Here is a 21,414-nt window from a genome sequence, read left to right as displayed (position 1 = left end):
CAGGGCCGGCCCGCCTGGATGCGCCCGCCAGACCTCCCGGCGGCGCGCAACGGGCAGCAGCGCCCGTGTTCAGTACTTGCGTTTGGGGAACTCGGCGGCGGCCACTTCCATGGGGAAGATGCCCTCCTCGGTGATGATCCGCTTGGGCACCGGCTTGCCGGCCTTGATGTCCTTCACGGCGCTCATCAGCTGCGGGCCCAGCAGCGGGCTGCATTCCACGCTGACGTTGAGCTTGCCGGCCATCATGGCCTCGAAGGCGCCCTTGACCGCATCGATGGAGATGATGGTGATGTCCTTGGCCGGCTTCATGCCCGCTTCCTCGATGGCCTGGATGGCGCCGATGGCCATGTCGTCGTTGTGCGCGTACAGCACGTTGATCTTCTTGCCCTCGGCCTTGAGGAAGGCTTCCATCACTTCCTTGCCCTTGGCGCGGGTGAAGTCGCCGGTCTGCGAGCGGATGATCTTGAACTTCGGGTCGGCCTTGATGATTTCCTCGAAGCCCTTCTTGCGGTCGATGGCCGGGGCCGAGCCCACCGTGCCCTGCAGTTCCACGATGTTGATGGGGCCGGCGTTGCCCTTCATCTTCTCCACCAGCCAGCGGCCGGCCTTGCGGCCTTCCTCGGTGAAGTCCGAGCCCATGAAGGTGACGTAGAGGCTGTCGTCCTTGACCTTGACCGAGCGGTCGGTGAGCACCACCGGGATCTTGGCGTTCTTGGCCTCGACCAGCACGGTGTCCCAGCCGGTTTCCACCACCGGCGAGAAGGCGATCACGTCCACCTTCTGCGCGATGTAGGAGCGGATGGCCTTGATCTGGTTCTCCTGCTTCTGCTGTGCATCGGAGAACTTCAGGTCGATGCCGGCCTCGGCCGCCGAGGACTTGATCGACTCGGTGTTGGCCGTGCGCCACTCGCTCTCGGCGCCGACCTGGGCGAAGCCCAGCACGATCTTCTTCTGCGCAAAAGCCGGCACGGCGCCGACGACGGATGCCGCCGCGAGTGCGGCTGTGAAAGTACGACGTTGCATGCTCATGGTTGTCTCCTGTTCTTCCTTGGGTTGAGTTTGAGAGAGAAACTCCCTGGGATCACGCCAGCATGTAGCCGGTCTTGAGGCTGGTGTAGAAATCGATCGCCTGCCGCCCCTGCGCACGCGGCCCGTAGCCCGAAGCCTTGCGCCCGCCGAAGGGCACGTGGTGGTCCTCGCTGGTGGTGGGCAGGTTGACCATGGTCATGCCCACCTTGGCATGGCGACGGAAGTGCGTGGCATGCGCCAGCGAGCGGGTGCATATGCCGGCGCACAGGCCCCAGGGCGTGTCGTTGGCCAGGCTGAGCGCATGCTCGTAGTCGTCGGCGCGCAGCACGCAGGCCAGCGGGCCGAAGATGTCCTCGCTGGCCACCCGGTGCTCCGGCTTGGCCAGGAACAGCGCGGGGCTCATGTAGTGGCCGCGGCTGGGGCGCTCCAGCGCCTCGCCGCCGGTGACCAGCTCGGCGCCCTCCTCGCGGGCGCTGCGCACCCATTCGAGCAGTCGGGCCAGGTGGGGCGCATCCACCACCGGGCCCAGCTCGATGCCTTTTTCCAGCGCATGGCCCACCTTGAGCGCGGCCACGCGCTTGCGCAGGCGCGCCACGAAGGCGTCGTGCACCGGCGCCTCGACGATCAGCCGGCTCGATGCCGTGCAGCGCTGGCCGGCGCAGCCATAGGCTCCACCCAGCGCGCATTCCACCGCGCGCTCCAGGTCGGCATCGGCCAGCACCACCAGCGCGTTCTTGCCGCCCATTTCCAGCTGCACGCGCGCACGCCGCTTGGCCGCGCCTAGCAGCACGCGCGCTCCCACGGCAGCCGAGCCGGTGAAGCTGATGGCATCCACCGCCGGGTTGTCGACCAGCGTGGCGCCCAGCTCCCGCCCGCTGCCCATGAGCAGGTTGAAGGCGCCGGCCGGCAGCGCAGCGCGGCTGATGATCTCGGCCAGCATCCAGCCGCAGGCCGGTACCAGTTCGGAGGGCTTGAACACCACGCTGTTGCCGAAGGCCAGCGCCGGCGCGATCTTGCGGGCGGCGATGGAGAAGGGCGCGCTCCACGAGCTGATGAGCGCCACCACGCCGACCGGCTCGCGCGTGACGTCGACCTGCACGCCGGGACGCACCGAGTCCAGCGTCTCGCCGCCGCCGCGCAGGGCCTCGCCGGCGAAGTACTTGAAGATCTGGGCGGCCCGCAGCGCCTCGGCCACGGCCTCGGGCAGGGGCTTTCCCTGCTCGCGCGCCAGCAGCAGGCCCAGCTCGTCCTTGCGTGCCATCAGTTCGGTGCCGATGGCATCCAGCGCATCGGCGCGTCGCTGCGGCGTGCTGTGGCCCCAGGCGGAAAACGCATCGGCAGCGGCACGGATGGCCCGCTCCGCCTGCCGCCGATCGGCCCGCGCGTACTCGGCCACGACCTCGCCGGTGTCGGAAGGGTTGCGGCGAATGCCCGTAGTGGCACCCGTCTCCCAACGACCGTTGATGTACTGCCTGGCGCTGTGCTGATGAGGATCGCTTCGCTTCAAGGTGCCGGGCAGTGTAGGAATCTCACCGATAGCTTTCCAATAGATATTTGGGCTGAATCGATACCCGAATTAGGATTCATGGAAACCCTGTGACCCATTACACCCACTGGTTCATCCGCGCGCGGCTCAAGACGCGGCAGCTCCTGTTGATCGTTGCGCTGGCCGAGGAAGGCAACATCCACCGCGCCGCGCAGGTGCTCAACATGACACAGCCGGCCGCTTCTAAGCTGCTCAAGGACCTGGAAGACGTGCTGGAGGTGCCGCTGTTCGAGCGGCTGCCGCGCGGCATGCGCCCCACCTGGTACGGCGAGACCATGATCCGCCATGCGCGGGTGGCGCTGGCCAGCCTCAACCAGGCGCACGACGAGCTGGCCGGCCTCAAGGCCGGGCGCTTCGGCCAGGTGGCGGTGGGCTGCATCACGGCGCCCGGCCTCACGCTGCTGCCACCGGCGATCGCGCGGGTCAAGAAGGAGCATCCGAGCCTGCGCGTCTCGCTGGAAATCGAGACGAGCCCGGTGCTGCTGGAGCGCCTGGCCCAGGGGAAGCTGGACATCCTGGTGGCGCGGCTCTTTGCCGAGCACGACAAGTCGCAGCTGCGCTACGAGGCGCTGGTGGAAGAGCCCATCAGCGCCATCGTGCGTCCCAACCATCCGATGCTGGGCATGACCGGCATCACCCTGCGCGACCTGCTGGCCACCGGCTGGATCGTGCCGCCAGCCGGCAGCGTGCTGCGGCACCGCTTCGACCTGACCTTCCAGGAAGAAGGCATGGCCCCGCCCATCGACCTGATCGAGACTTCGGCGCTGCTCTTCATGACCCGAATGCTGCAGCAGAGCGACATGGTGGCCATCGTCGCCAACGACGTGGCGCGCTACTACGCGGCGCACGGCATCGTGTCCATCCTGCCGGTGACCATGAACTGCCAGATGGACAACTTCGGCCTCATCACCCGCACCGACCGGCTGCTTTCCCCGGCCGCGCAGGTGATGATGCGGTCGCTCAAGGCGGTGTGCCAGGACGTGTATGGCAAGCGCCTGGAGCCTGTCTGACCGGTTGACATTGCAAGGCTTGCATCCTTCCATGCCGTTTTTCGCTCTTTTCGGCATGCCTCGCCGTTGTTAGCATCGGCGCCCCAAGCAGCCCGCAGCTGCCAGGAGACATACCCTGAGCCAAGCCAACCCCCTGCCCATCCCCCGGGTGCTGGAAGCACCGCGCTGCGTCTGGAACGCCGGCGCCGAGCTGGGCGAGGGCACCCTGTGGTCCTCTCGCGAGCAGGCCCTGTACTGGGTCGACATCCTGGGCCGGCAGCTGCACCGCTTCCGGCCGGCCGACGGCGCCCAGGCCAGCTGGCCCTTCGACGAGGAAATCTCCGCCGTGGCCGAGCGCGCCAATGGCCCGGGCCTGCTCGTCACCCTGCGCCGCGGCTTCGCGCGCTTCGATCCCGCGCATCCGGGCGAGCCACCAAGCTACCTCCACCAGCCCGAAGAGCCCGCGGGCAACCGCTTCAACGACGGCAAGTGCGACGCGCAGGGCCGCTTCTGGGGCGGCACCATGGACATGGATTGCCGCGAGCCCGCCGGCACGCTGTACCGCTTCGACGGCGACGGAAATTGCACCAGGCACGAGAGCGGCATCACGGTCAGCAACGGCCCCACCTGGTCGGCGGACGGCCGCACCATGCACTTCAACGACACCGCGCCCAACCGCATCCTGGCCTACGACTTCGACACCGAATCCGGAACCCTGTCAGGGCGCCGCACCTGGCTGCGCCTGGCACCGGGCGAGGGCTACCCCGACGGCATGACGACCGACGCCGCCGGGCGCCTGTGGATCTGCCACTGGGGCGGCGCCTGCGTGAGCTGCCACGACCCGGTGAGCGGCGCGGAGATCACCCGCATCGCGCTGCCGGCCGCGCACATCACCGACTGTGCCTTCGGCGGCCCCGATCTGCAGACCCTCTTCATCACCAGCGCCTGGAGCGGCCTCGATGCCGCGCAGCGCCAGGCGCAGCCGCTGGCCGGCGCGCTCTTCGCCGTGCGGCTGGACAGCACCGGCCTGCCGGCCGGCCTGTTTGCCGGCTGACCTTCCACTTTTCTTCTCCCGACACCTGGACCTCCTGAAATGACCGCCTCCGCCCAATACCCCAGCCTTGCAGACCGCAGCGTGTTCATCACCGGTGGCGCCTCCGGCATCGGCGCCACCCTGGTCAAGCGCTTCGTCGCCCAGGGCGCGCGCGTCGGCTTCGTGGACCTCGACGAAGCTGCAGGCAAGGCCCTGGCCGCCAGGCTCGCACCCGATGCCCGCCACGCGCCGCTTTTCCAGAGAACCGACGTGACCGACATCGCCGCGCTGCGCGCTGCCATCGACCAGGCCCGCGCCGCCAACGGCCCGATCACCGTGCTGCTAAACAACGCGGCCAACGACACCCGCCACCGCATCGAGGACACCACGCCCGAGTCGTGGGACGCCGGCGTGGCCGTCAACCTGAAGCACCAGTTCTTCGCGGCCCAGGCCGTGGCGCCGGACATGCGCGCGGCCGGCGGCGGCTCCATCGTCAACTTCGGCTCGGTGAGCTGGAAGCTCAAGCAGGGCGGCATGCCGGTCTACACCACCTCCAAGTCGGCGGTGCAAGGCCTCACGCGCAGCCTGGCGCGCGACCTGGGGCCGGCGAAGATCCGCGTCAACACGCTGGTGCCCGGCTGGGTGATGACCGAGCGGCAGGTGCGCCTGTGGGTCACCGAGGCCTCGCGCGAGGAGATCGCCCGCGGCCAGTGCATCAACGAACTGCTGATGCCCGACGACATCGCCTCGATGGCGCTGTTCCTGGCAGCCGACGACAGCGCCATGTGCACCGCGCAGGACTTCATCGTGGATGGGGGCTGGGTTTGAGCCAGGCCCTGCCCGCGGGCATCGAGCAGCGCGCCTGGGGCGAGCTGTCCGACGGCCGGGCGGTGCGCGAATTCACGCTGCGCGCGGCCTCCGGGCTGGTGCTGCGCGCCATCAACTACGGCGGCATCGTCAGCGCGCTGGAAGTGCCGGACCGGGAGGGCCAACTGGCCAGCGTGGTGCTGGGCCTGCCCAAGCTGCGCGACTATGAGGCGCGCAACCCGCACATGGGCACCATCGTCGGCCGGCATGCCAATCGCATCGGCGGCGCGCGCTTCGCGCTCGATGGGCGCGAGGTGAAGCTGGAACCCAACGAAGGCGCGAACATCCTGCATGGCGGCGCCCGCGGCTTCGGCAAGGTCTGGTGGGACATCGAGCCCCTGCCCCTGGCCGGCGACGGCAGCGCGGCCATTGCGCTGCGCTACACCAGCGCCGATGGCGAAGGCGGCTTTCCGGGCACGATGGACGTGCAGGTGCGCTACACGCTAGGGCCGGGCTTTGAATGGCGCATCGACTACGAGGCGCGCAGCGACAAGACCACCGTGGTCAACCTGAGCCACCACGACTACTTCAACCTGCGCGGCCACGGCGACGTGATGGACCACCGCCTGCTCATCCCCGCCAGCCGCTACTGCCCCATCGATGCCGAGCGAATTCCCACCGGCCTGGCGCCGGTGGAGGGCACGCCCTTCGACTTTCGCGAAGGGCCGCGCATCGGCGAGCGCATCCGCGAGCCGCACGAGCAGATCCAGCGCGGCAAGGGCTACGACCACAACTTCGCCATCGACTCGGCGCAGGCACCGGGCGACGGCATGCGCTTCATTGCCCGGCTGGCCGATCCGTCGTCGGGCCGCGCCATGGACATCCAAAGCACCGAGCCGGGCCTGCAGTTCTATTCCGGCAACTACCTCGACGGCAGCCTGGAGGGATCGGGCGGATCGCTGATCCGCCAGGGCGACGGGCTGTGCCTGGAGACGCAGCACTTCCCGGACGCGCCCAACCATCCCGAGTTCGCCTCCACGCGGCTGGCGGCTGGCGAACTGTTCAAGAGCAGCACCGTGATGCGCTTTTCCACCTTCGGCGCCGGGGACGACCCCTTCGCCTCCCTTTCCGAGGACCACCGAGCATGAGCACCACTCCCCGCTACCAGGGCGTCTTTCCCGTGGTGCCCACCACCTTCGCCGAAAACGGTGCGCTGGACCTGGCCAGCCAGAAGCGCTGCGTCGACTTCATGATCGATGCCGGCTCCGACGGGCTGTGCATCCTGGCCAACTTCTCCGAGCAGTTCGCGCTGTCCGACGAGGAACGCGAGGTGCTCACCACCACCATCCTCGAGCACGTGGCCGGCCGCGTGCCGGTGATCGTCACCACCACCCACTTCGGCACCGCGGTGTGCGCGCAGCGCAGCCGCCGTGCACAGGACGCCGGCGCGTCGATGGTGATGGTGATGCCGCCCTATCACGGCGCGACGCTGCGGGTGTCGGAGCAACAGGTCTTCGAGTTCTATGCCGGCGTGTCGGATGCGATCGGCATCCCGATCATGATCCAGGACGCGCCGGTGGCCGGCACGCCGTTGCCGGCTGCCTTCCTGGCCCGCATGGCACGCGAGATCGAGCAGGTGAGCTACTTCAAGATCGAGACCGCCGGCGCGGCCAGCAAGCTGCGCGAGCTGATCCGCCGGGGCGGCGACGCCATCGAGGGCCCGTGGGACGGGGAGGAAGGCATCACGCTGCTGCCCGACCTGGAGGCCGGCGCCACCGGCGCGATGACCGGCGGCGGCTTTGCCGACGGCATCCGCCAGATCGTCGACCCCTTCCGCGCCGGCGACCGCGAGGCGGCCGCAGCGGCCTACCAGCGCTGGCTGCCGCTCATCAACTACGAGAACCGGCAGGCCGGCTTCCTGGCGGCCAAGGCGCTGATGAAGGCCGGCGGCATCATCGACTGCGAGGCGCCGCGGCATCCCTTCCCTGCCCTGCATCCGGCCGTGCGCGCCGGCCTGCTGGAGACGGCACGGCGGCTGGACCCGCTGGTGCTGCGCTGGGGGCGCTGAAGCGGCCGTTCAGACGTTGACCAGGGCCAGGTAGTCCAGCAGGCTGGTCCCGCCCAGGGTGGCGAATGGCAGCAGCACCGCCTTCAGCAGGGGCTGCTGCCAGAAGGGCGCGAAGGCGCCTTCGTGCAGGTTGTCCATGCGCTGCAGCAGCAGCGTGAGCTGCGCCGCTTTGGGCGGATCTGCAGGGCGCACGTGGCCGGGCGGGTCGGCCGGCTCCGGCGCTGCGGTGGCTTGATTCCCAGCGGCTGAGGATGAGCCTGCGGCCGCCGCAGGAGAAGCGGCCGCCCGCGCCTCGCCGCTCACTTGCGTGATCTCGTCGCGCAGCCGCTCCATCGCGAATCGCCGCGAGGCCTCCGCGGCGTAGCGCAACGCCACGGCGCAGGCCAGCGCCACGCCGGCGCCCAGCACCGCCAGCACGATGCCCGTCATCGGCATGTACCAATCGTCGAAGGCCGCGCTGCGCGAGACCAGGAAAAGCGACAACACGATGAACGGGAAATAGATCAGCCGCGTCACGCACTTGGTGCGCATGGCGATGAACTCGAGGTCGATCCAGTTGTCGAGGTATCCGCGCGGAATCCGCAGCTCGTTCTCGAACTTCGCCAGCGTGGCCACCGGCCAGTTGGCGCCGTACTCGCGCAGCCCGCGCACGAAGCTCACGCAGAAGGCCGTCGCGTCCACGACGAAGAAGACCAGGAAGTACATCGCGGCGAACATCAGGAAATGCAGCCCCAGGTGAACCCTCGCCGACAGTTCGCCACGCTGCGGCACGACCCAGGCGTCATGCATGGCTGCCCACAGGAACGCGCTCACGCCCAGCCCGACGACCACATAGGTGACGGTTCTGAAAGCGCGCGCGCCGATGCGGTTCTGCACGATGTAGCGCCGCCAGAAATCCACGGCCTCGACCGGCAGGCCGGTCGCGCTGGCGCCTTGGGACCTGGCTGCGAAGCGCATGGAGAACATGTTCACCAACTTCTGCCAGCGCGGCAGCTTGCGCTCGGCTTCGCGCTGCTCGGCCACCAGTTGCTGGCGGGTGCGGCCCAGGCGGAAGCGCGCGATGATGTCGTCCAGGTTCTGCGAGAGCGTGGTCCAGCCGATGAAGATCAGGTAGAGGCAAAGCACCCAGGTCAGCAGGCGGATGGCCTCGGTCGGCCAGATGCTGATGCCATCCGAGCCGGAGATGGGCTTGCCATTCAGGGTGAGCCAGGCGGCAAAGGGCTCCCAGTGCCCGGCCAGCCACAAGGGCAAACCCACGCTCAACAGGAGCAACGCCACGCCGAGCCCGAGGCGCCGCCAGTACGCCAGGCGCTGGCGGCCCCTGCCGCCCAGGTAGTGCACCAGCTGCCTGCGTAATGCACGGCTGGCCAGCAGGGGCGCGAGCCAAAGCGGCACGATCAGCAGGACCAACACCAGCACCAGCGTGGCGAAATGCAGCTTGGGATAGAGCGCGCTGGGCGGCGGATGGACACCGCCGCACTCGCTCCACATCGGGCCTTCGCAATAGGTGCGAACCGATGACGCCGGTGCGCCGGGCATCGCCGTGGCCGTCAGGTGCACCGAGGCCGGCAGCATGAACAGTGCCGAGGCCGAGCTGCCTTCGGCCGGCGGTCGCGGCGAGGACGGCCCGCCGCCGCCTGCGGCCGGCGCGCCTGCTCGCGGACTGAAGTCGAAGGCCTGGGTGCGGCCGATCTCGAACAGGCGCGGCTCGTCGAACCAGCTGTCGATGAGCGCTTGCCGGGTCGGCTCGAATGCCTCTGGTGTCAGGTTGCCGGCGATGTCGGGGTATTGCTTCATCACCGCCCGGCGCGCGTCGTCCATGGCCAGGCGCGTCGACAGGAAGGTCGCGGCCTGGTAGCTGTCGCGGAAAGGCGGTGCGGTCGACTGCATGCGGTCGCTCAGGCGCAATCCGAAGTTGGAGCCGACGATCAGGTTGCGCGTCCAGGACTTCTCGCGCGGGTGCAGGAAGCGCGCATCCAGGTCGGTGGTGAAGAAGATGGCATTGGGAAATTCCGGCTGGAGCGCCTGCAGCACGAGCAGCTTGTCGTGCACGTCCGAGCCGAGCACCCCGATGGCACGAAGGCCCTTGCCGTCCGGGCTGGAGTCGCGCAGCTCGCGGTCGCGCTCGGCCATGCGCAAGGCCAGGCGCCGCAGGTAGTCGAACTGGCTCTGGCCCTCGGCGATCTCCACGTAGGTGCCGTCGCGCCGCCGGCCTTCGTCCTTGGCGTCGGCAGGCTTGGCGCCTCCGGACTTGGGCGCACCGGCGTCGGCGTTGCTGCCGGGCAACTGGCCGTCCAGCCCGCGAACGTAGGCGAAGGAATGGACGCAGTAGCCCTCCTCTTTTTCCCTGGCGCGGAACTCGCCGCGCAGGGTCCGGCCGTAGAGGGTGTCCCATTCGGAGATCACGGCCACGTGGCTGGGCTGCCTGGGGTCGGCCTTGTCGTGCCAGTCGCAGATGCTGCTGTAGAGGCTTTTCTCGGGCAGCGGGGCCGACTTCAGGCCGCGCAAGCCCAGCTCTGCCATGAGTGCCTTGGCCAGGCGGTCGTCGTCGCCGATCGTGCGCACCAGCTGGACGTGGTGCCGGCCCAGGAAAGCGGACAGGCTCTCGCCCGGTGGCGGCAGCGGCGCGTCGAAGATGCGGTCGTCCGGCGCGGTCGCAATGGCCGAGTAGAAGCGGATCGGCAACTGGTCGTAGCCGTTGCTCACCGGCTGCTCGGGGCCTTGCCTTCGGACCTCCTCGACCATGTCGCGAAGGCCGTCCGAGCCGCCGGGGCCCAGCACGCGCCAGCTCAGCACCGGCTTGAGGGCACCCAGCTTGCCGATCAGGGAATACATGCTGGCCAGCGGACGACTGGCCATGGCGTCGCCATCCACCCACATCACGAGCACCAGCGGCTGCGTCTCGGCGCCAAGCCGGCCGCGGCCGCTTGGGGTGGGCTCGAACCATTCGTAGGGAACGATTTCCGGCAGGCGGCCGACGAGTTGCGCGGGAGGGCCAGGCCTGGGCTCTGGCGCGGCAGCCGCCCTGGAGGCCCTGGTTGCCGCCGCCGTCGCGGTGGCGCCCTTGCCCACAGGCTTCTCCTTCGCCGGTTCCTTGGACGGCTTCGGTTCGGGGAAGAAATAGGCCAGGTGCTCGGCGTCCACGGGCGCGAGGCGGCTGGCATTGAGTCCCGCCAGGACCGCGTAGCGCACGCGCCGGCGCGTCTCCAGGTTGTCCGAGTAAGGGCCGCCAGGCAGCATCACTGCCAGCACCTCCACCAGGCGGCCGGAGCGCGCGATCTGCTGGCCGATCTCGTTGGCCAGTGCTTCGGGACTGCGCTTCGCATCGGCCTGCGCGGCCTGCTCCGCGTCGCGCTTGCGGGCTTCCTCGCGCGCCTTGGCCACGGCGCCGAAGGGGTCCTGCCACAGCCGGGCGTCGACGTCCTGTGCCACACCCTGCTGGATGCGCGGCTCGTTCACCGGCAGGCGCGTAGTTTCGAGCGGGACCTCCCGGATGAACAGGACGCCAGCCGTGAGCATCACGACGGCGATGATGCCGCTCGACGAAGGCCCGCCGCCCGACTTGGATTCCTTGTCCATGACACCTCCGGCACGCCAGGTAGGCAGGCGCTCACTCTAGCCACGAGGCAGGCATGGCGCATCCACCAAAGAGTGGAAGCCCCCGGCGCTATGGCTTATGGCGGGTGGCAGTGCGGGGCGGGGCAGGCCGCCCTCGCGCAGAATCGGGCGCATGCCCGCCCTTCCCACCCTCGTTCTCCTCCCCGGCCTCGCCTGCGACGAACGGCTCTGGCAGGCCCAGATGCCGGTTCTTCCCCCTGCCCTTTCGCCCCGCGTGACCGACGCGCATTCGCGCCACGCGCGCATCGAGGACATGGCCGCCGCCGTGCTGCGCGAGAACGACGGACCGCTGGTGCTGTGCGGCGCTTCGATGGGCGGGATGATCGCCATGGAGGTATCGCGCCAGGCACCGGAACGGGTCGCCGGCATGGCCCTGCTGGGCACCAACGCCCAGCCCGAGTCGCCCGAGACCTACCAGCTGCGCGCCGATGCCATCGAGCTGTTCGAGCTGTTCGAGCGTGGCGAACTGCGCGAGGTGCTGGAGCCCAACGTCGCCTTCGCCTTCCATCCGAAGCAGGCGGACGACGAGGCGCTGGTGCAGCGCTACCTCACCATCATCCTGGACGCGGGTGCGCAGCAGCTCATCCGCCAGAACCGCGCGCTGATGCAGCGGCCCGACCAGCGGCCGCACCTGCCGCAGCTGCGCTGCCCGGTGCTGGTGATGTGCGGCGAGAAGGACCTGCTCACGCCGCCGCCCCTGTCGCGCGAGATCGCCTCGCTGGTGCCCGGCGCGGTGCTGTGCTGGGTGCCGGAGTGCGGCCACATGCTCACCATGGAGAAGCCCCGCTTCGTCAACGCGGTGCTGGGCGACTGGCTGCAGCAGTTCGTGCTCGCCGCCTGAAAAGGCGGCCGGCAAAAAAAAGCGGCAGCCCAGGGACTGCCGCGCAAGCTCCAGTGATGATCTGTCAGGAGCCGATGACCTGGGGATGGCCGTCGCCACCCGCGTCGAGCATCTGGCGCACCTGCTGCGCCAGGGAGCCGAAGATCTTGCCGGCCAGGCTGGCCGCGTCGCTGCCGAAGACGATGCGGTCGCAGTGGTAGTCGCGCGCGGCCTCGACGATGGTCTCGGCGCTGCGGCCCACGAGCACGGTGCTCTTGTAGGTCACGCCGGCCAGGTCCAGCAGCTTCTTCGCGTACTGAAGGTCCTCGGCGCCAGCCTGCAGCTGAAGTTCGCGCAGTTCGGTGCTGCCGAAGAGCATCGCCACGTGGCCCGACACCTTCGGCTGCACCCGCAGCAGGCGGACCGTGACCGGGCCGCGCTGGCGCATGCGCACCACCTCCTCGACCGCCGAGCGCGTGCGCCCCGGCTGGTCCGGATCCACGGGCAGCAGAACGCGGCTCATGCCGGTTGCGCGCCGATCAGGCTGCCTGGTCGGCAGGCTGGTGCTCGCCCTCGACCGCTGCTTGCGGCTTGGCGGCGCGGCTGGCGAGCCACTTGCCCACCACCACCACCAGCACGGCGCCCAGGGCCGGCACGACCTTGTGCAGCACGTGCTGCTGCTCGGCCCAGTGGTGGATGGCCGGATCGCCCATGGCCATCTCGCCGGCGACCCAGCCCAGCAGCGCGGCGCCCAGGGTGATGATGACCGGGAAGCGGGTCATGAGCTTCAGGATGATGGTGCTGCCGAAGATGATGAGCGGGATGCTGATCACCAGGCCGAACACCAGCAGCGGCACGTTGCCCTTGGCCGCGGCGGCGACGCCCACGACGTTGTCCAGGCTCATCACCAGGTCGGCGATGACGATGGTCTTGACCGCGGCGAACAGGCCCGAGTGGCCCTCGATCCCCTCGTCGCCCTCGTCGCTGGTCAGCAGGCCCACGCCGATCCACAGCAGCAGCGCCGCGCCGATCAGCTTGAGGTAGGGCAGCGTGAGCAGGTAGACGGCGAAGAAGGTCAGCACCACGCGCAGCACGATGGCGCCGACGCTACCGAAGATGATCGCCTTCTTCTGCTGGGCGGGCGGCAGCGAGCGCGAGGCCATCGCGATCACCACGGCGTTGTCGCCCGACAGGACGATGTTGATCAGGATGATCTGCGAAAGCGCGAGCCAGAATTCCGGGCTGGATAGAAACGACACGGTGTCTCCTTGAAGTTCGAACGAATGCTTCGGAACCGGTCGGCTCCGCCTCGTTCGAGCTTAGGGACCTGCCCTGTCATCTTTCTGCCGGCCGGCTGTCAGCCGGCTTTCAGGAAGCTGTCAATCAGCTTACAGCCGGGGCCGGCATGGTCACGCGCAAGGGGAAGAACACGCTGAAGGTGTTGCCCACGCCGTCGGTGTCTTCTTCCAGCGTGATGCGCGCGCCGTGCAGGGTGGCGATCTCGCTGACGATCGCCAGGCCCAGGCCGCTGCCGTCTTCCTGCGTGCCGAGAAGCCGGTGGAAACGCTCGAAGATCCGCGCCCGCTCTTCCACCGGGATGCTCAGCCCGTCGTCGCTGATCGCCAGCCGGCACTGGCCGTCAGCCGTCTGGCTGGTGCGAACCGTGACGCGGCCGCCGTGCTGGCTGTAGCGGATGGCGTTGTCGATCAGGTTGTTGACCAGCTCGCGCAGGCGGTCGGGGTCGGCGTCGATCATCAGCGGATGCTCCGCGCCCTCGAAACCCAGGTCGATGTCGCGCTTGAGCGCCTGCGGCACCCAGTCCATGCTCACCTCCAGCGCATGCGCGTTCAGGTCCAGCGGCTGCAGCTGCATGGAGTCGAGCGCGCCCGGCTCGTTGCGCGCCAGCGAGAGCAGCTGGCGCACCAGGCGCGAGAGCCGGTCGGCGCTGATGTAGAGCTGCGCCAGCGAATGGCGCACCCGCGGCAGGTCGTTCTCGCGCAAGGCCAGCTCGATCTGCGCCTTCAGGCCGCTCACCGGCGTCTTGAGCTGGTGCGCGGCGTCGGCCACGAAGCGGTTCTGGAAGTCGAAGGTGCGGCCCAGGCGGGCCATCAGCTCGTTCACTTCGTCGACCAGCGGGCGCACCTCGCCGGGGACGTCGTGGGTGTCGATGGGGCTGAGGTCCAGGTGCGAGCGGTCGGACACGGCGCGGCGCAGCCGCTGCAGCGGCGCCAGCCCGCGCGAGACGCCGAACCACACCACCAGCAGCGCCATCACGATGAGCGCCAGCTGCGGCAGCACCACGCTGGCCACCATCTCCCAGGTGAAGCGCGAACGCTTGTGCAGCGTCTCGGCCACCTGCACCAGCACCAGCGGCGGGCCGGCGTCGTCGCTCACCGGCATCCAGGCCACCATCATGCGCACCGGCTCGCCGCGCACCTCGCCGGGGTAGAAGTAGGGCTTGGCGCTCTTGTCCATGCGCGGCGCGGGCATCTCGGCATTGCCGCCCAGCAGGCGGCCATCCTCGGCCTGGACGCGGTAGAAGAGCTGGTCCTCCTGGTCCAGCAGCAGCACGTTGGCGGCGGCCTCGGACATCTCCAGTTTCGGCGCGCCGTCGTCGAGCTTGACGTGCAGCACGATCTCTCTCGCGATCTCGTGCAGCGCGCGGTCGTAGGCCAGGTTGGAAAAGCGCAGCGAATGCCAGTAGGCCAGTGCACTGTCGAGCACCAGCAGCACCGCCAGCGGCCCGAGCAGCCAGGCCAGCAGCTTTCTCTGCAGCCGGGGCACGGGCGCCGGCTTGTCAGGCCTCCACATCGTGCGTGTCGATCAGATAGCCCATGCCGCGCACGGTGCGGATCTCGCAGCCCAGCGGCTCCAGCTTCTTGCGCAGGCGGTAGACGTTGACCTCGATGGCGTTGTCGCCCACCTCGTCGCCCCAGCCGTAGAGGTGGTTGACCATGTGCTCCTTGCTGACCACGCGGCCGGCGCGCATCAGCAGCAGCTCCAGCACGGCCAGTTCGCGGGGCGACAGGTCCAGCGGCTTCTTGTCGAAGTACACGCGCCGGCCGACGGTGTCGAAGCGCAGCAGGCCATGCTCCAGGAAGGGGGTGGACTGCGTGCTGCGGCGCAGGAGCGCACGCACGCGCGCCTCCAGCTCGGGCAGGTCGAAGGGCTTGGCCAGGTAGTCGTCGGCGCCCAGGTCCAGGCCCTTCACGCGGTCGGCCAGGGTGTCGAAGGCGGTGAGCATCAGCACCGGCGTGGTGGCCTTGCGGGCGCGCAGGCGCTGCAGCACCTCCAGCCCGCTCAGGCCCGGCAGCCCGATGTCCATCACGGCCAGGTCGTAGATGCCCAGCGCCAGCGCATGGTCGGCTTCTTCGCCGGTATGAACCACGTCCACCGCGTGGGCGGACTGCACCAGCGCGCGCGAAAGCGCGTCCGCCAGCACCCGGTCATCCTCGACAAGCAGTATCCGCATGGCGGGATGCTAAACCCTGCGAAGCGGCGCGCACCCTGCCGCTTTCAATTGAGCGTGCCGCCGGTCTCGCGCAAATCCTGGCGCACCTGCCAGGCGGTGCGCACCGAGATGCGAAGGGCCTCGACGATGGTGTCCAGCGACAGGCTGGGCAGCCCGCCCGGCAGCCGCGCCGCCTGCTCGGGCAGCAGCGGGATGTGGATGAAGCCGCCACGCAGCCCGTGCGCCAGCGGCCGGACGGCGATGCGATGCATGAGGCCGAAGAACAGGTGGTTGCACACGAAGGTGCCGGCGCTGTTGGACACCGCCGCCGGGATGCCCGCCGCGCGCAACTCGCGCACCATGGCTTTGATCGGCAGGGTGGAGAAGTAGGCAGCCGGCGCGCCCTCGATCACCGGAAGGTCGATGGGCTGGCAGCCGGCGTTGTCGCAGATGCGGCCGTCGTCCAGGTTGATGGCCACGCGCTCGGGCGTGATCTCGCTGCGCCCGCCAGCCTGGCCGATGGCCAGCACCAGCTGCGGCTGCACTTCATCGATGGCCGCGTCCAGGGACTGCAGCGCGGCGCCGAAGGCACAGGGCATGCGGCGGGCCTGCACCTCCACGCCCTCGCCCGCCGGCGTCTCGAAGCGCCAGCCGTCGAGCGCGCGCACCGCCTCCCACGAGGGGTTGATGCTGTCGCGATCGAAGGGTTCGAAGCCGGTGAGCAGGACGCGTGGCTTCATCGGAATCAGCCGCGCGGCCGGATGGCGATGCCCTCGGCGGTGAGCCGGTCGCGGATGCGCCGCGCAAAGGCCAGCGCATGCGCGCCGTCGCCATGCAGGCACACCGACTGCGCATTCACCGACACGGTGCTGCCGTCGATGGCACGCACCTGGTGGTCGCGCACCAGCGAGAGGGTCTGGGCCAGCGAGTCTTCCTCGTCCTCGATCAGTGCGCCCGGCTGGCTGCGCGGCACCAGGCTGCCGTCGGGCATGTAGCCGCGGTCGGCGAACACCTCCTCGACGGGCGTGAGCCCCGCGCGCACGGCCGCGTCGATCATGCCGCTGCCGGCCAGGCCGAAGAACTTGAGCGAGGGGTCGAAGCGGCGCACCGCGTCCACGATGGCCTCGGCCAGCTCGGGCTCCTTGACGGCCTGGTTGTAGAGCTGGCCGTGCGGCTTCACATGCGAGAGGGTGCCGCCCTCGGCCTTCACGATGGCCGCCAGCGCGCCGATCTGGTAGAGCACGTTGGCAGTGATCTCCTCGGGCGGCAGGTGCATGGTGCTGCGGCCGAAATTCTCGCGGTCCGGAAAGCTGGGATGCGCGCCGATGGCCACGCCGTGCTCCAGCGCCCAGCGCACGCACTGCTGCATGGTCTTGGCGTCGCCGGCGTGCCAGCCGCAGGCGATGTTGGCCGAGCTCACCAGGCCCAGCAGCGCCTCGTCGCTGCCGGCGCCCTCGCCCAGGTCGGCGTTCAGGTCAATTTCCATGATCGAGTTCTCCAGGCCAGTTGATGAGCGCCAGCCCCTGCGCCACCTGCGCAAGATAGCGCTGGCGCGCATTCCATGCTTGGCGTGCGGACTGTTCGTCCACTTCCACCAGCCGCAGCAGGCTGCCCAGCGGTGCCTGCGCCAGCTTCCACAGGTCGGCGCGGATCACCACCGCGATGCGCGCATAGCCGCCCGTTGTCTGGGCATCGCCCATCAGGATGATCGGCTGGCCCGAGGGCGGGACCTGCACCGTGCCGGGCACCACGCCGGCCGAGAGCATGTCGCTGCTGCCCTTGAGGCGCTTGAGCTCGGCGCCGGCCAGGCGGCTGCCCATGCGGTTGCTCTGCGGCGTGATGCGCCAGTCCTCGGTGTACAGCTGCTTGATGGAGGCTTGCAGGAACTGTTCGGCCTCGGGGCCGGGCAGCGCGCGCAAACTGATCGGCTCACCAGGCGCATCGCCGCCGTCCAGTGCGCGCACACCAAAGGGCTTGCGCGCACGCTGCGCCTCATCGAGGCGCGAATTGCCGACCGGAAGGCGATCGCCCTTGCGCAGCGCGCGGCCTTCCAGCCCGCCGAAGCCGGCTTTCAGGTCGGTGCTGCGCGAGCCCAGCATCGGCGAGACGTCGACGCCCCCGGCGACAGCCAGCCAGGTGCGCAGGCCCGGTCGCGCGCCGGTGGCGGCGCCGCCCAGGCGCAGCGACTGGCCCGCGCGCACGGGCACGCTCCAGCAAGGCGCGACCGGCGCGCCGTCGAGCGTGGCGCCGAAGGCCTCGCCGGCCAGCGCGATGCGGGTGTCCTGCTCGAAACGGATCTCGCAGCCGCCCATCGTCAGTTCGAGGGCCGCGGCCGCATCGAGGTTGCCGACCAGCCGGTTGGCCAGCGTGAGTGCCAGGGTGTCGAGCGCGCCGCCGGGGCAAATGCCCAATTGGCGACGGCCGTAGCGGCCAAGATCCTGCACCGAGGCCAGCAGCCCCGGCTTGACGATCAGCAGGCTCATCGGAAGACCTTCGTGCTTCGCACTGCGGTGCGAGCTTGGCTGGGGCGGACCGGCACGGCGTTCATTCGCAACACCTTCGTGCTTCGCACTGCGGTGCGAGCTTGCTTGGGGCGGCCCGGCGCGGCGCTCATTCGCAACACCTTCGTGCTTCGCACTGCGGTGCGAGCTTGCTTGGGGCGGCCCGGCGCGGCGCTCATTCGCAACACCTTCGTGCTTCGCACTGCGGTGCGAGCTTGCTTGGGGCGGCCCGGCGCGGCGCTCATGCCTCGACGCTCGTGGCGACAAAGCGAACCTTGTCGCCGGGCCGCAGCAGCGTGGGCGACTCGGCCCGCGGGTCGAAGAGTTCCAGCGGCGTGCGACCGATGAGCTGCCAGCCGCCCGGCGAGACCAGCGGGTAGACGCCGGTCTGCGCACCGCCGATGCCCACCGAGCGCGCCGGCACCGCGACGCGCGGCTCGGCCCGGCGCGGCGTGGCCAGCTCCGGCGGCAGGCCGCCCATGAAGGCGAAGCCGGGCAGGAAGCCCAGGAAATAGACCGTGTACTCGGCCTGGCTGTGGCGCCGCACCACCTCCTGCGGCGTCAGGCCGCAGTGCTGCGCGACGTCGGCCAGGTCGGGGCCGTCCTCGCCGCCGTAGGCCACCGGGATCTCGATGTCGCGGCCGGCGATGCCGACGGCGGCCAGCTGTGGCCAGACCTCGCGCACCTGGTCTTCCAGGGTCTGGCGATCGGTCGCATCCGGATCGAAACTCAAGGTGAGGTTGTTCATGCCGGGCAGAAGCTCCAGCACGCCGGTCCAATGCGAGGCCTGCGCGCCCAGGGCCCAGATCTTCTGCTGCGCCTCCAGCGTGGCCGGCGGCGGCAGCTCGCACAGCAGGGCCGCGTCGCCCAGGGAATGCAGGCGTGGCAGCTGGTCGCTCATCGAGCGGCGCTCATTCGCGCCCGAGGCTGCGCACCTTGGCGGCGAGCCGGTCCTGCACGTGGGGCGAGACGAACTTGTCGATCTCGCCGCCCAGCACCGCGATCTCACGCACGAAGGTGCTGGAGATGAACTGGAACTTGTCGCTGGGCGTGAGGAACACCGTCTCGACTTCCGGCATGAGCGAGCGGTTCATGCCCGCCAGCTGGAATTCGTAGTCGAAGTCGGTCACGGCGCGCAGGCCGCGCACCATGGCCTTGCCGCCGCGTGCCACGACGAAGTCGCGCAAGAGGCCCGAGAAGCTCTCGACCGTCACCTGGTCGCTGAAGGGCGCGACGACGGTGCGCGCCATCTCGATGCGTTCCTGCAAAGTGAACAGCGTCTTCTTGTGATGGCCGGCCGCCACCGCGACGATGACCTTCGAGAAGAGCTGCGTCGCACGCCGCACGACATCCTCATGCCCGAGCGTCATGGGGTCGAAGGTACCGGGATAGACCGCGATCACGCCAGACATGGTGTTCCTCCTCAAAGCGGGGTATGCGTCATTTCGGCGGATTATGTACGCAGGAGGTGTGCATGCACCGCCCCCGCCTTCAGGTGGCGGAACACCGTGAGCCCGAAGACCGCCAGCTCGGCATCGTCCCAGCGGCGCGCGGCCTCGAGGTAGACCACGCCGCCTTCGGCCAGCACGGGAACCGCTGCGCGCAGTGCCTCGGCGTAGAGCCCGGCCTGCTCGAAGGGCGGATCGATGAACACCGCCTGGAGGCTGCGCGGCGCGCAACGACCCAGCAGGCCGGTGCCGTTGCCGCGCTCCACGCGCACCGTTTTCGCATCCAGCTTCGTCTGGATCAACTTGAGCTGGGCGACGAGTGCCGCATCCTGCTCGCACATCAGTACCGAGGCGGCGCCGCGAGAGGCGGCTTCGAAGCCCAGGGCGCCGGTGCCGGCGAAGACGTCCACGCAATGCCAGCCCGGAAGATCCCCGCCGCCGGCGCCGGCGAGGCTGGCGAGCCAGTTGAACAGGGTCTCGCGGACCCGGTCGGGCGTGGGACGCAGCCCCGGCTTGTCGGCTACGGGAAGGCGCGTGCGCTTCCAGTCGCCGCCGATGATCCGCACCTCGCGCGCATGGACCGGGCGCTGGGCCGGCCGCGCAGGGCGGTCGGTGCTGTCATGCGGCGTCTTCTTGCCGTTGCTCTTGTTGCTCTTGCTGCTCATGCCTCGATTACACCCGAGTCGCCGGGGTGCTCACGGTGTCCCGGCTGCAGCCTGCATCCTCACGGCAGCAGGCTCCCAGCGCACCGATCTCAAGGCCTGGCGCCCACGGTCACCGTCACCATGCGCTCGGGCTGCAGCTTGCGCTGGAAGGCGGCCTTCACATCGGCCGCGGTGATGGCGTTCATGCGCGCGGTCCAGGTGTCCAGGTAGTCCAACGGCAGGTCGTTCCATGCGATGTTGGCCACGTTGCCCACCAGCTTGCGGTTGCTGTCCAGCAGCAGCGGGAACCCGCCGATCAGGTTGTCCTTGGCGGCCTGCAGTTCGGTGGCGGTGGGGCCGTCGGCTACATATTTCTCCAGTACAGCGCGCGCCACCTTCACGGCCTCGTCGGCCTGGTCGGGCCGCGTCTGGAATCCCATGCTGAACGCGCCGGCGTTGAGCCCCGGCGAGAAGCCGCTGTAGACGCTGTAGGCCAGGCCGCGCTTCTCGCGCACTTCCTCGGTCAGGCGCGAGACGAAGCCGCCGCCGCCCAGCACGTAGTTGCCCAGCGTGAGGGCGAAGTGGTCCGGGTCGCTGCGCGCATAGCCGGGCTGGCCGATCAGCACATGGGCCTGCGCCGAGGCGAAGGGAATGCGGTCCACCTTGGCGGCCTTCAGCGGCTCGACCTCGGGCACCGGCGGCAGCGGCTGGCAGTCGCTGCCGGCGGGCAGTCGCGACAGCATCGCGGTCGCGACACGGTCGGCCTGCGCGCGGTCCAGCGCGCCCACGATGCTGATCTTCGCGCGGCAGGGCGCAATGTGGCGCGCATAGAAGCTGCGCATGTCGGCCACTTCGACGCGCGCCAGCGTCTGCTCGGTGGTCTCGTAGCCGTAGGGCTGGCTGCCGTACACGTCCTTGGCGAAGGTGCGGCCGGCGATGGTGCCGGGCTTGGTGTTGGCTTCCTTGATGCCGGCGACGATGCGCTCGCGCTCGCGGCGCCACACCTCGGGCGGGAAGGAGGGCTCGCCGATCTCGCGCGCGGCCAGGGCCACGGCCTTGTCCAGCAGGTCGGGGCGCGAAAGCGTGCGCAGGCTGAAGCTCATGCGGTCGCCGCCGGCGCCGGCGCCGAAGCTGGCGCCCAGGTCGGCCCAGGCCTCGCCCAGCGCGTTCTCGTCCAGCGCCGGGTCGGTGCCCCTGGCGGCCACGCCCTTTTCCAGCATGCCGGCCGTCACGTCGGCCAGGCCGGCCTGCGCGGCCGGGTCGCGCCGGCTGCCGGCGTCGAAGTCGATCTGCACGTCGACGATGGGCAGCGTGTCCACCGCCACGAAATAGACCTTGGCGCCGCTGGGCTGGGTCCAGTGCTGGATGGGCAGCGCGGCCTGGGCGGCCAGGCTGGCCAGGGCGGCAGCGGCGGCCAGCAGGCCGCGCAGGGTGCGCTTCTCCATGTTCGTCTTCAGGCT

At 69.6% G+C, this 21,414-nt stretch carries 20 protein-coding genes; 6 read left to right on the top strand and 14 right to left on the bottom strand.

Going from position 1 to position 21,414, the window contains the following annotated elements:
- Positions 1-69 precede the first annotated feature (69 nt).
- Both BM345_RS05715 and BM345_RS05710 read right to left on the bottom strand, forming a co-directional pair.
- Positions 70-1,029 (bottom strand): ABC transporter substrate-binding protein, encoded by a 960-nt coding sequence (locus BM345_RS05715; protein ID WP_093376482.1) that lies wholly within the window; start codon positions 1,027-1,029, stop codon positions 70-72.
- 52 nt (positions 1,030-1,081) lie between these two features.
- The gene (locus tag BM345_RS05710; protein ID WP_093376480.1) at positions 1,082-2,536 is read right to left on the bottom strand and encodes an aldehyde dehydrogenase family protein; all 1,455 of its coding nucleotides are present in this window, start codon (positions 2,534-2,536) and stop codon (positions 1,082-1,084) included.
- Positions 2,537-2,625: 89 nt separating this feature from the next.
- On the opposite strand from BM345_RS05710, the gene BM345_RS05705 reads away from it, so the two are divergent.
- The 5 genes from BM345_RS05705 (at position 2,626) to BM345_RS05685 (ending at position 7,472) form a co-directional block, all read left to right on the top strand.
- Positions 2,626-3,585, top strand: coding sequence for a LysR family transcriptional regulator (locus BM345_RS05705; protein ID WP_093376478.1), 960 nt, complete (start codon positions 2,626-2,628; stop codon positions 3,583-3,585).
- 148 nt (positions 3,586-3,733) lie between these two features.
- Entirely contained in the window at positions 3,734-4,618 is an 885-nt protein-coding gene (locus BM345_RS05700; RefSeq protein ID WP_254789590.1) for an SMP-30/gluconolactonase/LRE family protein, read from the top strand.
- A gap of 39 nt (positions 4,619-4,657) precedes the next feature.
- The gene (locus BM345_RS05695) at positions 4,658-5,425 is read left to right on the top strand and encodes an SDR family NAD(P)-dependent oxidoreductase (protein WP_093376473.1); all 768 of its coding nucleotides are present in this window, start codon (positions 4,658-4,660) and stop codon (positions 5,423-5,425) included.
- Complete coding sequence (locus BM345_RS05690) at positions 5,422-6,552, top strand: aldose epimerase family protein (protein WP_254789588.1); 1,131 nt, start codon at positions 5,422-5,424, stop codon at positions 6,550-6,552. Before BM345_RS05695 ends, BM345_RS05690 begins: the two co-directional genes overlap by 4 nt.
- Positions 6,549-7,472: a dihydrodipicolinate synthase family protein gene (locus BM345_RS05685; protein ID WP_093376472.1), complete on the top strand. Its 924-nt coding sequence runs from the start codon at positions 6,549-6,551 to the stop codon at positions 7,470-7,472. The genes BM345_RS05690 and BM345_RS05685 overlap by 4 nt, the downstream gene beginning before the upstream one ends.
- 9 nt (positions 7,473-7,481) lie before the next feature.
- On the opposite strand, the gene BM345_RS05680 is transcribed toward BM345_RS05685, so the two are convergent.
- A complete protein-coding gene (locus BM345_RS05680) occupies positions 7,482-11,051 on the bottom strand; it encodes a hypothetical protein (RefSeq protein ID WP_093376469.1) in 3,570 nt (1,189 codons plus the stop codon).
- Between the two features lie 151 nt (positions 11,052-11,202).
- Here BM345_RS05680 and BM345_RS05675 point away from each other — a divergent pair, with 151 nt between their 5' ends.
- Positions 11,203-11,931 (top strand): alpha/beta fold hydrolase, encoded by a 729-nt coding sequence (locus BM345_RS05675; protein WP_175544917.1) that lies wholly within the window; start codon positions 11,203-11,205, stop codon positions 11,929-11,931.
- 64 nt (positions 11,932-11,995) lie between these two features.
- Here BM345_RS05675 and BM345_RS05670 read toward each other — a convergent pair whose 3' ends face one another.
- From BM345_RS05670 to BM345_RS05620, 11 genes are all read right to left on the bottom strand, one after another.
- Positions 11,996-12,433 carry a universal stress protein gene (locus BM345_RS05670; protein WP_093376467.1) on the bottom strand — a complete coding sequence of 146 codons (438 nt, stop codon included), beginning with the start codon at positions 12,431-12,433 and terminating at the stop codon, positions 11,996-11,998.
- Positions 12,434-12,449: 16 nt separating this feature from the next.
- The gene (locus tag BM345_RS05665) at positions 12,450-13,169 is read right to left on the bottom strand and encodes a TerC family protein (protein WP_093376465.1); all 720 of its coding nucleotides are present in this window, start codon (positions 13,167-13,169) and stop codon (positions 12,450-12,452) included.
- A 124-nt stretch (positions 13,170-13,293) separates the two neighbouring features.
- Complete coding sequence (locus tag BM345_RS05660) at positions 13,294-14,721, bottom strand: sensor histidine kinase (RefSeq protein WP_093376462.1); 1,428 nt, start codon at positions 14,719-14,721, stop codon at positions 13,294-13,296.
- Positions 14,708-15,382 (bottom strand): response regulator, encoded by a 675-nt coding sequence (locus tag BM345_RS05655; protein ID WP_093376460.1) that lies wholly within the window; start codon positions 15,380-15,382, stop codon positions 14,708-14,710. The genes BM345_RS05660 and BM345_RS05655 overlap by 14 nt, the downstream gene beginning before the upstream one ends.
- Before the next feature lie 44 nt (positions 15,383-15,426).
- The gene (gene pcp / locus BM345_RS05650) at positions 15,427-16,101 is read right to left on the bottom strand and encodes a pyroglutamyl-peptidase I (protein WP_093376457.1); all 675 of its coding nucleotides are present in this window, start codon (positions 16,099-16,101) and stop codon (positions 15,427-15,429) included.
- A gap of 5 nt (positions 16,102-16,106) precedes the next feature.
- Entirely contained in the window at positions 16,107-16,847 is a 741-nt protein-coding gene (pxpA, locus tag BM345_RS05645; protein ID WP_093376455.1) for a 5-oxoprolinase subunit PxpA, read from the bottom strand.
- Positions 16,837-17,844, bottom strand: coding sequence for a 5-oxoprolinase subunit C family protein (locus BM345_RS05640; RefSeq protein ID WP_093376452.1), 1,008 nt, complete (start codon positions 17,842-17,844; stop codon positions 16,837-16,839). Before BM345_RS05640 ends, pxpA begins: the two co-directional genes overlap by 11 nt.
- A 259-nt stretch (positions 17,845-18,103) precedes the next feature.
- Positions 18,104-18,763: a 5-oxoprolinase subunit PxpB gene (gene pxpB / locus BM345_RS05635; protein ID WP_175544916.1), complete on the bottom strand. Its 660-nt coding sequence runs from the start codon at positions 18,761-18,763 to the stop codon at positions 18,104-18,106.
- A 10-nt stretch (positions 18,764-18,773) separates the two neighbouring features.
- On the bottom strand, positions 18,774-19,274 hold the full coding sequence (gene coaD / locus BM345_RS05630; protein WP_093376450.1) for a pantetheine-phosphate adenylyltransferase: 501 nt from the start codon (positions 19,272-19,274) through the stop codon (positions 18,774-18,776).
- 41 nt (positions 19,275-19,315) lie between these two features.
- Complete coding sequence (locus BM345_RS05625; RefSeq protein ID WP_093376447.1) at positions 19,316-19,975, bottom strand: RsmD family RNA methyltransferase; 660 nt, start codon at positions 19,973-19,975, stop codon at positions 19,316-19,318.
- 89 nt (positions 19,976-20,064) lie between these two features.
- The gene (locus BM345_RS05620; protein WP_093377295.1) at positions 20,065-21,399 is read right to left on the bottom strand and encodes a M16 family metallopeptidase; all 1,335 of its coding nucleotides are present in this window, start codon (positions 21,397-21,399) and stop codon (positions 20,065-20,067) included.
- Positions 21,400-21,414 lie beyond the last annotated feature (15 nt).

It is taken from the genome of Variovorax sp. OV329, assembly GCF_900114785.1.
Lineage (GTDB): Bacteria > Pseudomonadota > Gammaproteobacteria > Burkholderiales > Burkholderiaceae_C > Variovorax.
This window is presented reverse-complemented; position numbering and strand designations above follow the sequence as displayed.

Excerpts from the sequence above, each read along its gene's own strand:
- BM345_RS05715 (WP_093376482.1), bottom strand. The coding sequence starts at position 1,029 with ATGAGCATGCAACGTCGTACTTTCACAGCCGCACTCGCGGCGGCATCC.
- BM345_RS05695 (WP_093376473.1), top strand. The coding sequence starts at position 4,658 with ATGACCGCCTCCGCCCAATACCCCAGCCTTGCAGACCGCAGCGTGTTC.
- BM345_RS05685 (WP_093376472.1), top strand. The coding sequence starts at position 6,549 with ATGAGCACCACTCCCCGCTACCAGGGCGTCTTTCCCGTGGTGCCCACC.
- BM345_RS05680 (WP_093376469.1), bottom strand. The coding sequence starts at position 11,051 with ATGGACAAGGAATCCAAGTCGGGCGGCGGGCCTTCGTCGAGCGGCATC.
- BM345_RS05675 (WP_175544917.1), top strand. The coding sequence starts at position 11,203 with ATGCCCGCCCTTCCCACCCTCGTTCTCCTCCCCGGCCTCGCCTGCGAC.
- BM345_RS05670 (WP_093376467.1), bottom strand. The coding sequence starts at position 12,433 with ATGAGCCGCGTTCTGCTGCCCGTGGATCCGGACCAGCCGGGGCGCACG.
- BM345_RS05660 (WP_093376462.1), bottom strand. The coding sequence starts at position 14,721 with ATGTGGAGGCCTGACAAGCCGGCGCCCGTGCCCCGGCTGCAGAGAAAG.
- BM345_RS05655 (WP_093376460.1), bottom strand. The coding sequence starts at position 15,382 with ATGCGGATACTGCTTGTCGAGGATGACCGGGTGCTGGCGGACGCGCTT.
- pcp (WP_093376457.1), bottom strand. The coding sequence starts at position 16,101 with ATGAAGCCACGCGTCCTGCTCACCGGCTTCGAACCCTTCGATCGCGAC.
- pxpA (WP_093376455.1), bottom strand. The coding sequence starts at position 16,847 with ATGGAAATTGACCTGAACGCCGACCTGGGCGAGGGCGCCGGCAGCGAC.
- BM345_RS05640 (WP_093376452.1), bottom strand. The coding sequence starts at position 17,844 with ATGAGCCTGCTGATCGTCAAGCCGGGGCTGCTGGCCTCGGTGCAGGAT.
- pxpB (WP_175544916.1), bottom strand. The coding sequence starts at position 18,763 with ATGAGCGACCAGCTGCCACGCCTGCATTCCCTGGGCGACGCGGCCCTG.
- coaD (WP_093376450.1), bottom strand. The coding sequence starts at position 19,274 with ATGTCTGGCGTGATCGCGGTCTATCCCGGTACCTTCGACCCCATGACG.
- BM345_RS05625 (WP_093376447.1), bottom strand. The coding sequence starts at position 19,975 with ATGAGCAGCAAGAGCAACAAGAGCAACGGCAAGAAGACGCCGCATGAC.
- BM345_RS05620 (WP_093377295.1), bottom strand. The coding sequence starts at position 21,399 with ATGGAGAAGCGCACCCTGCGCGGCCTGCTGGCCGCCGCTGCCGCCCTG.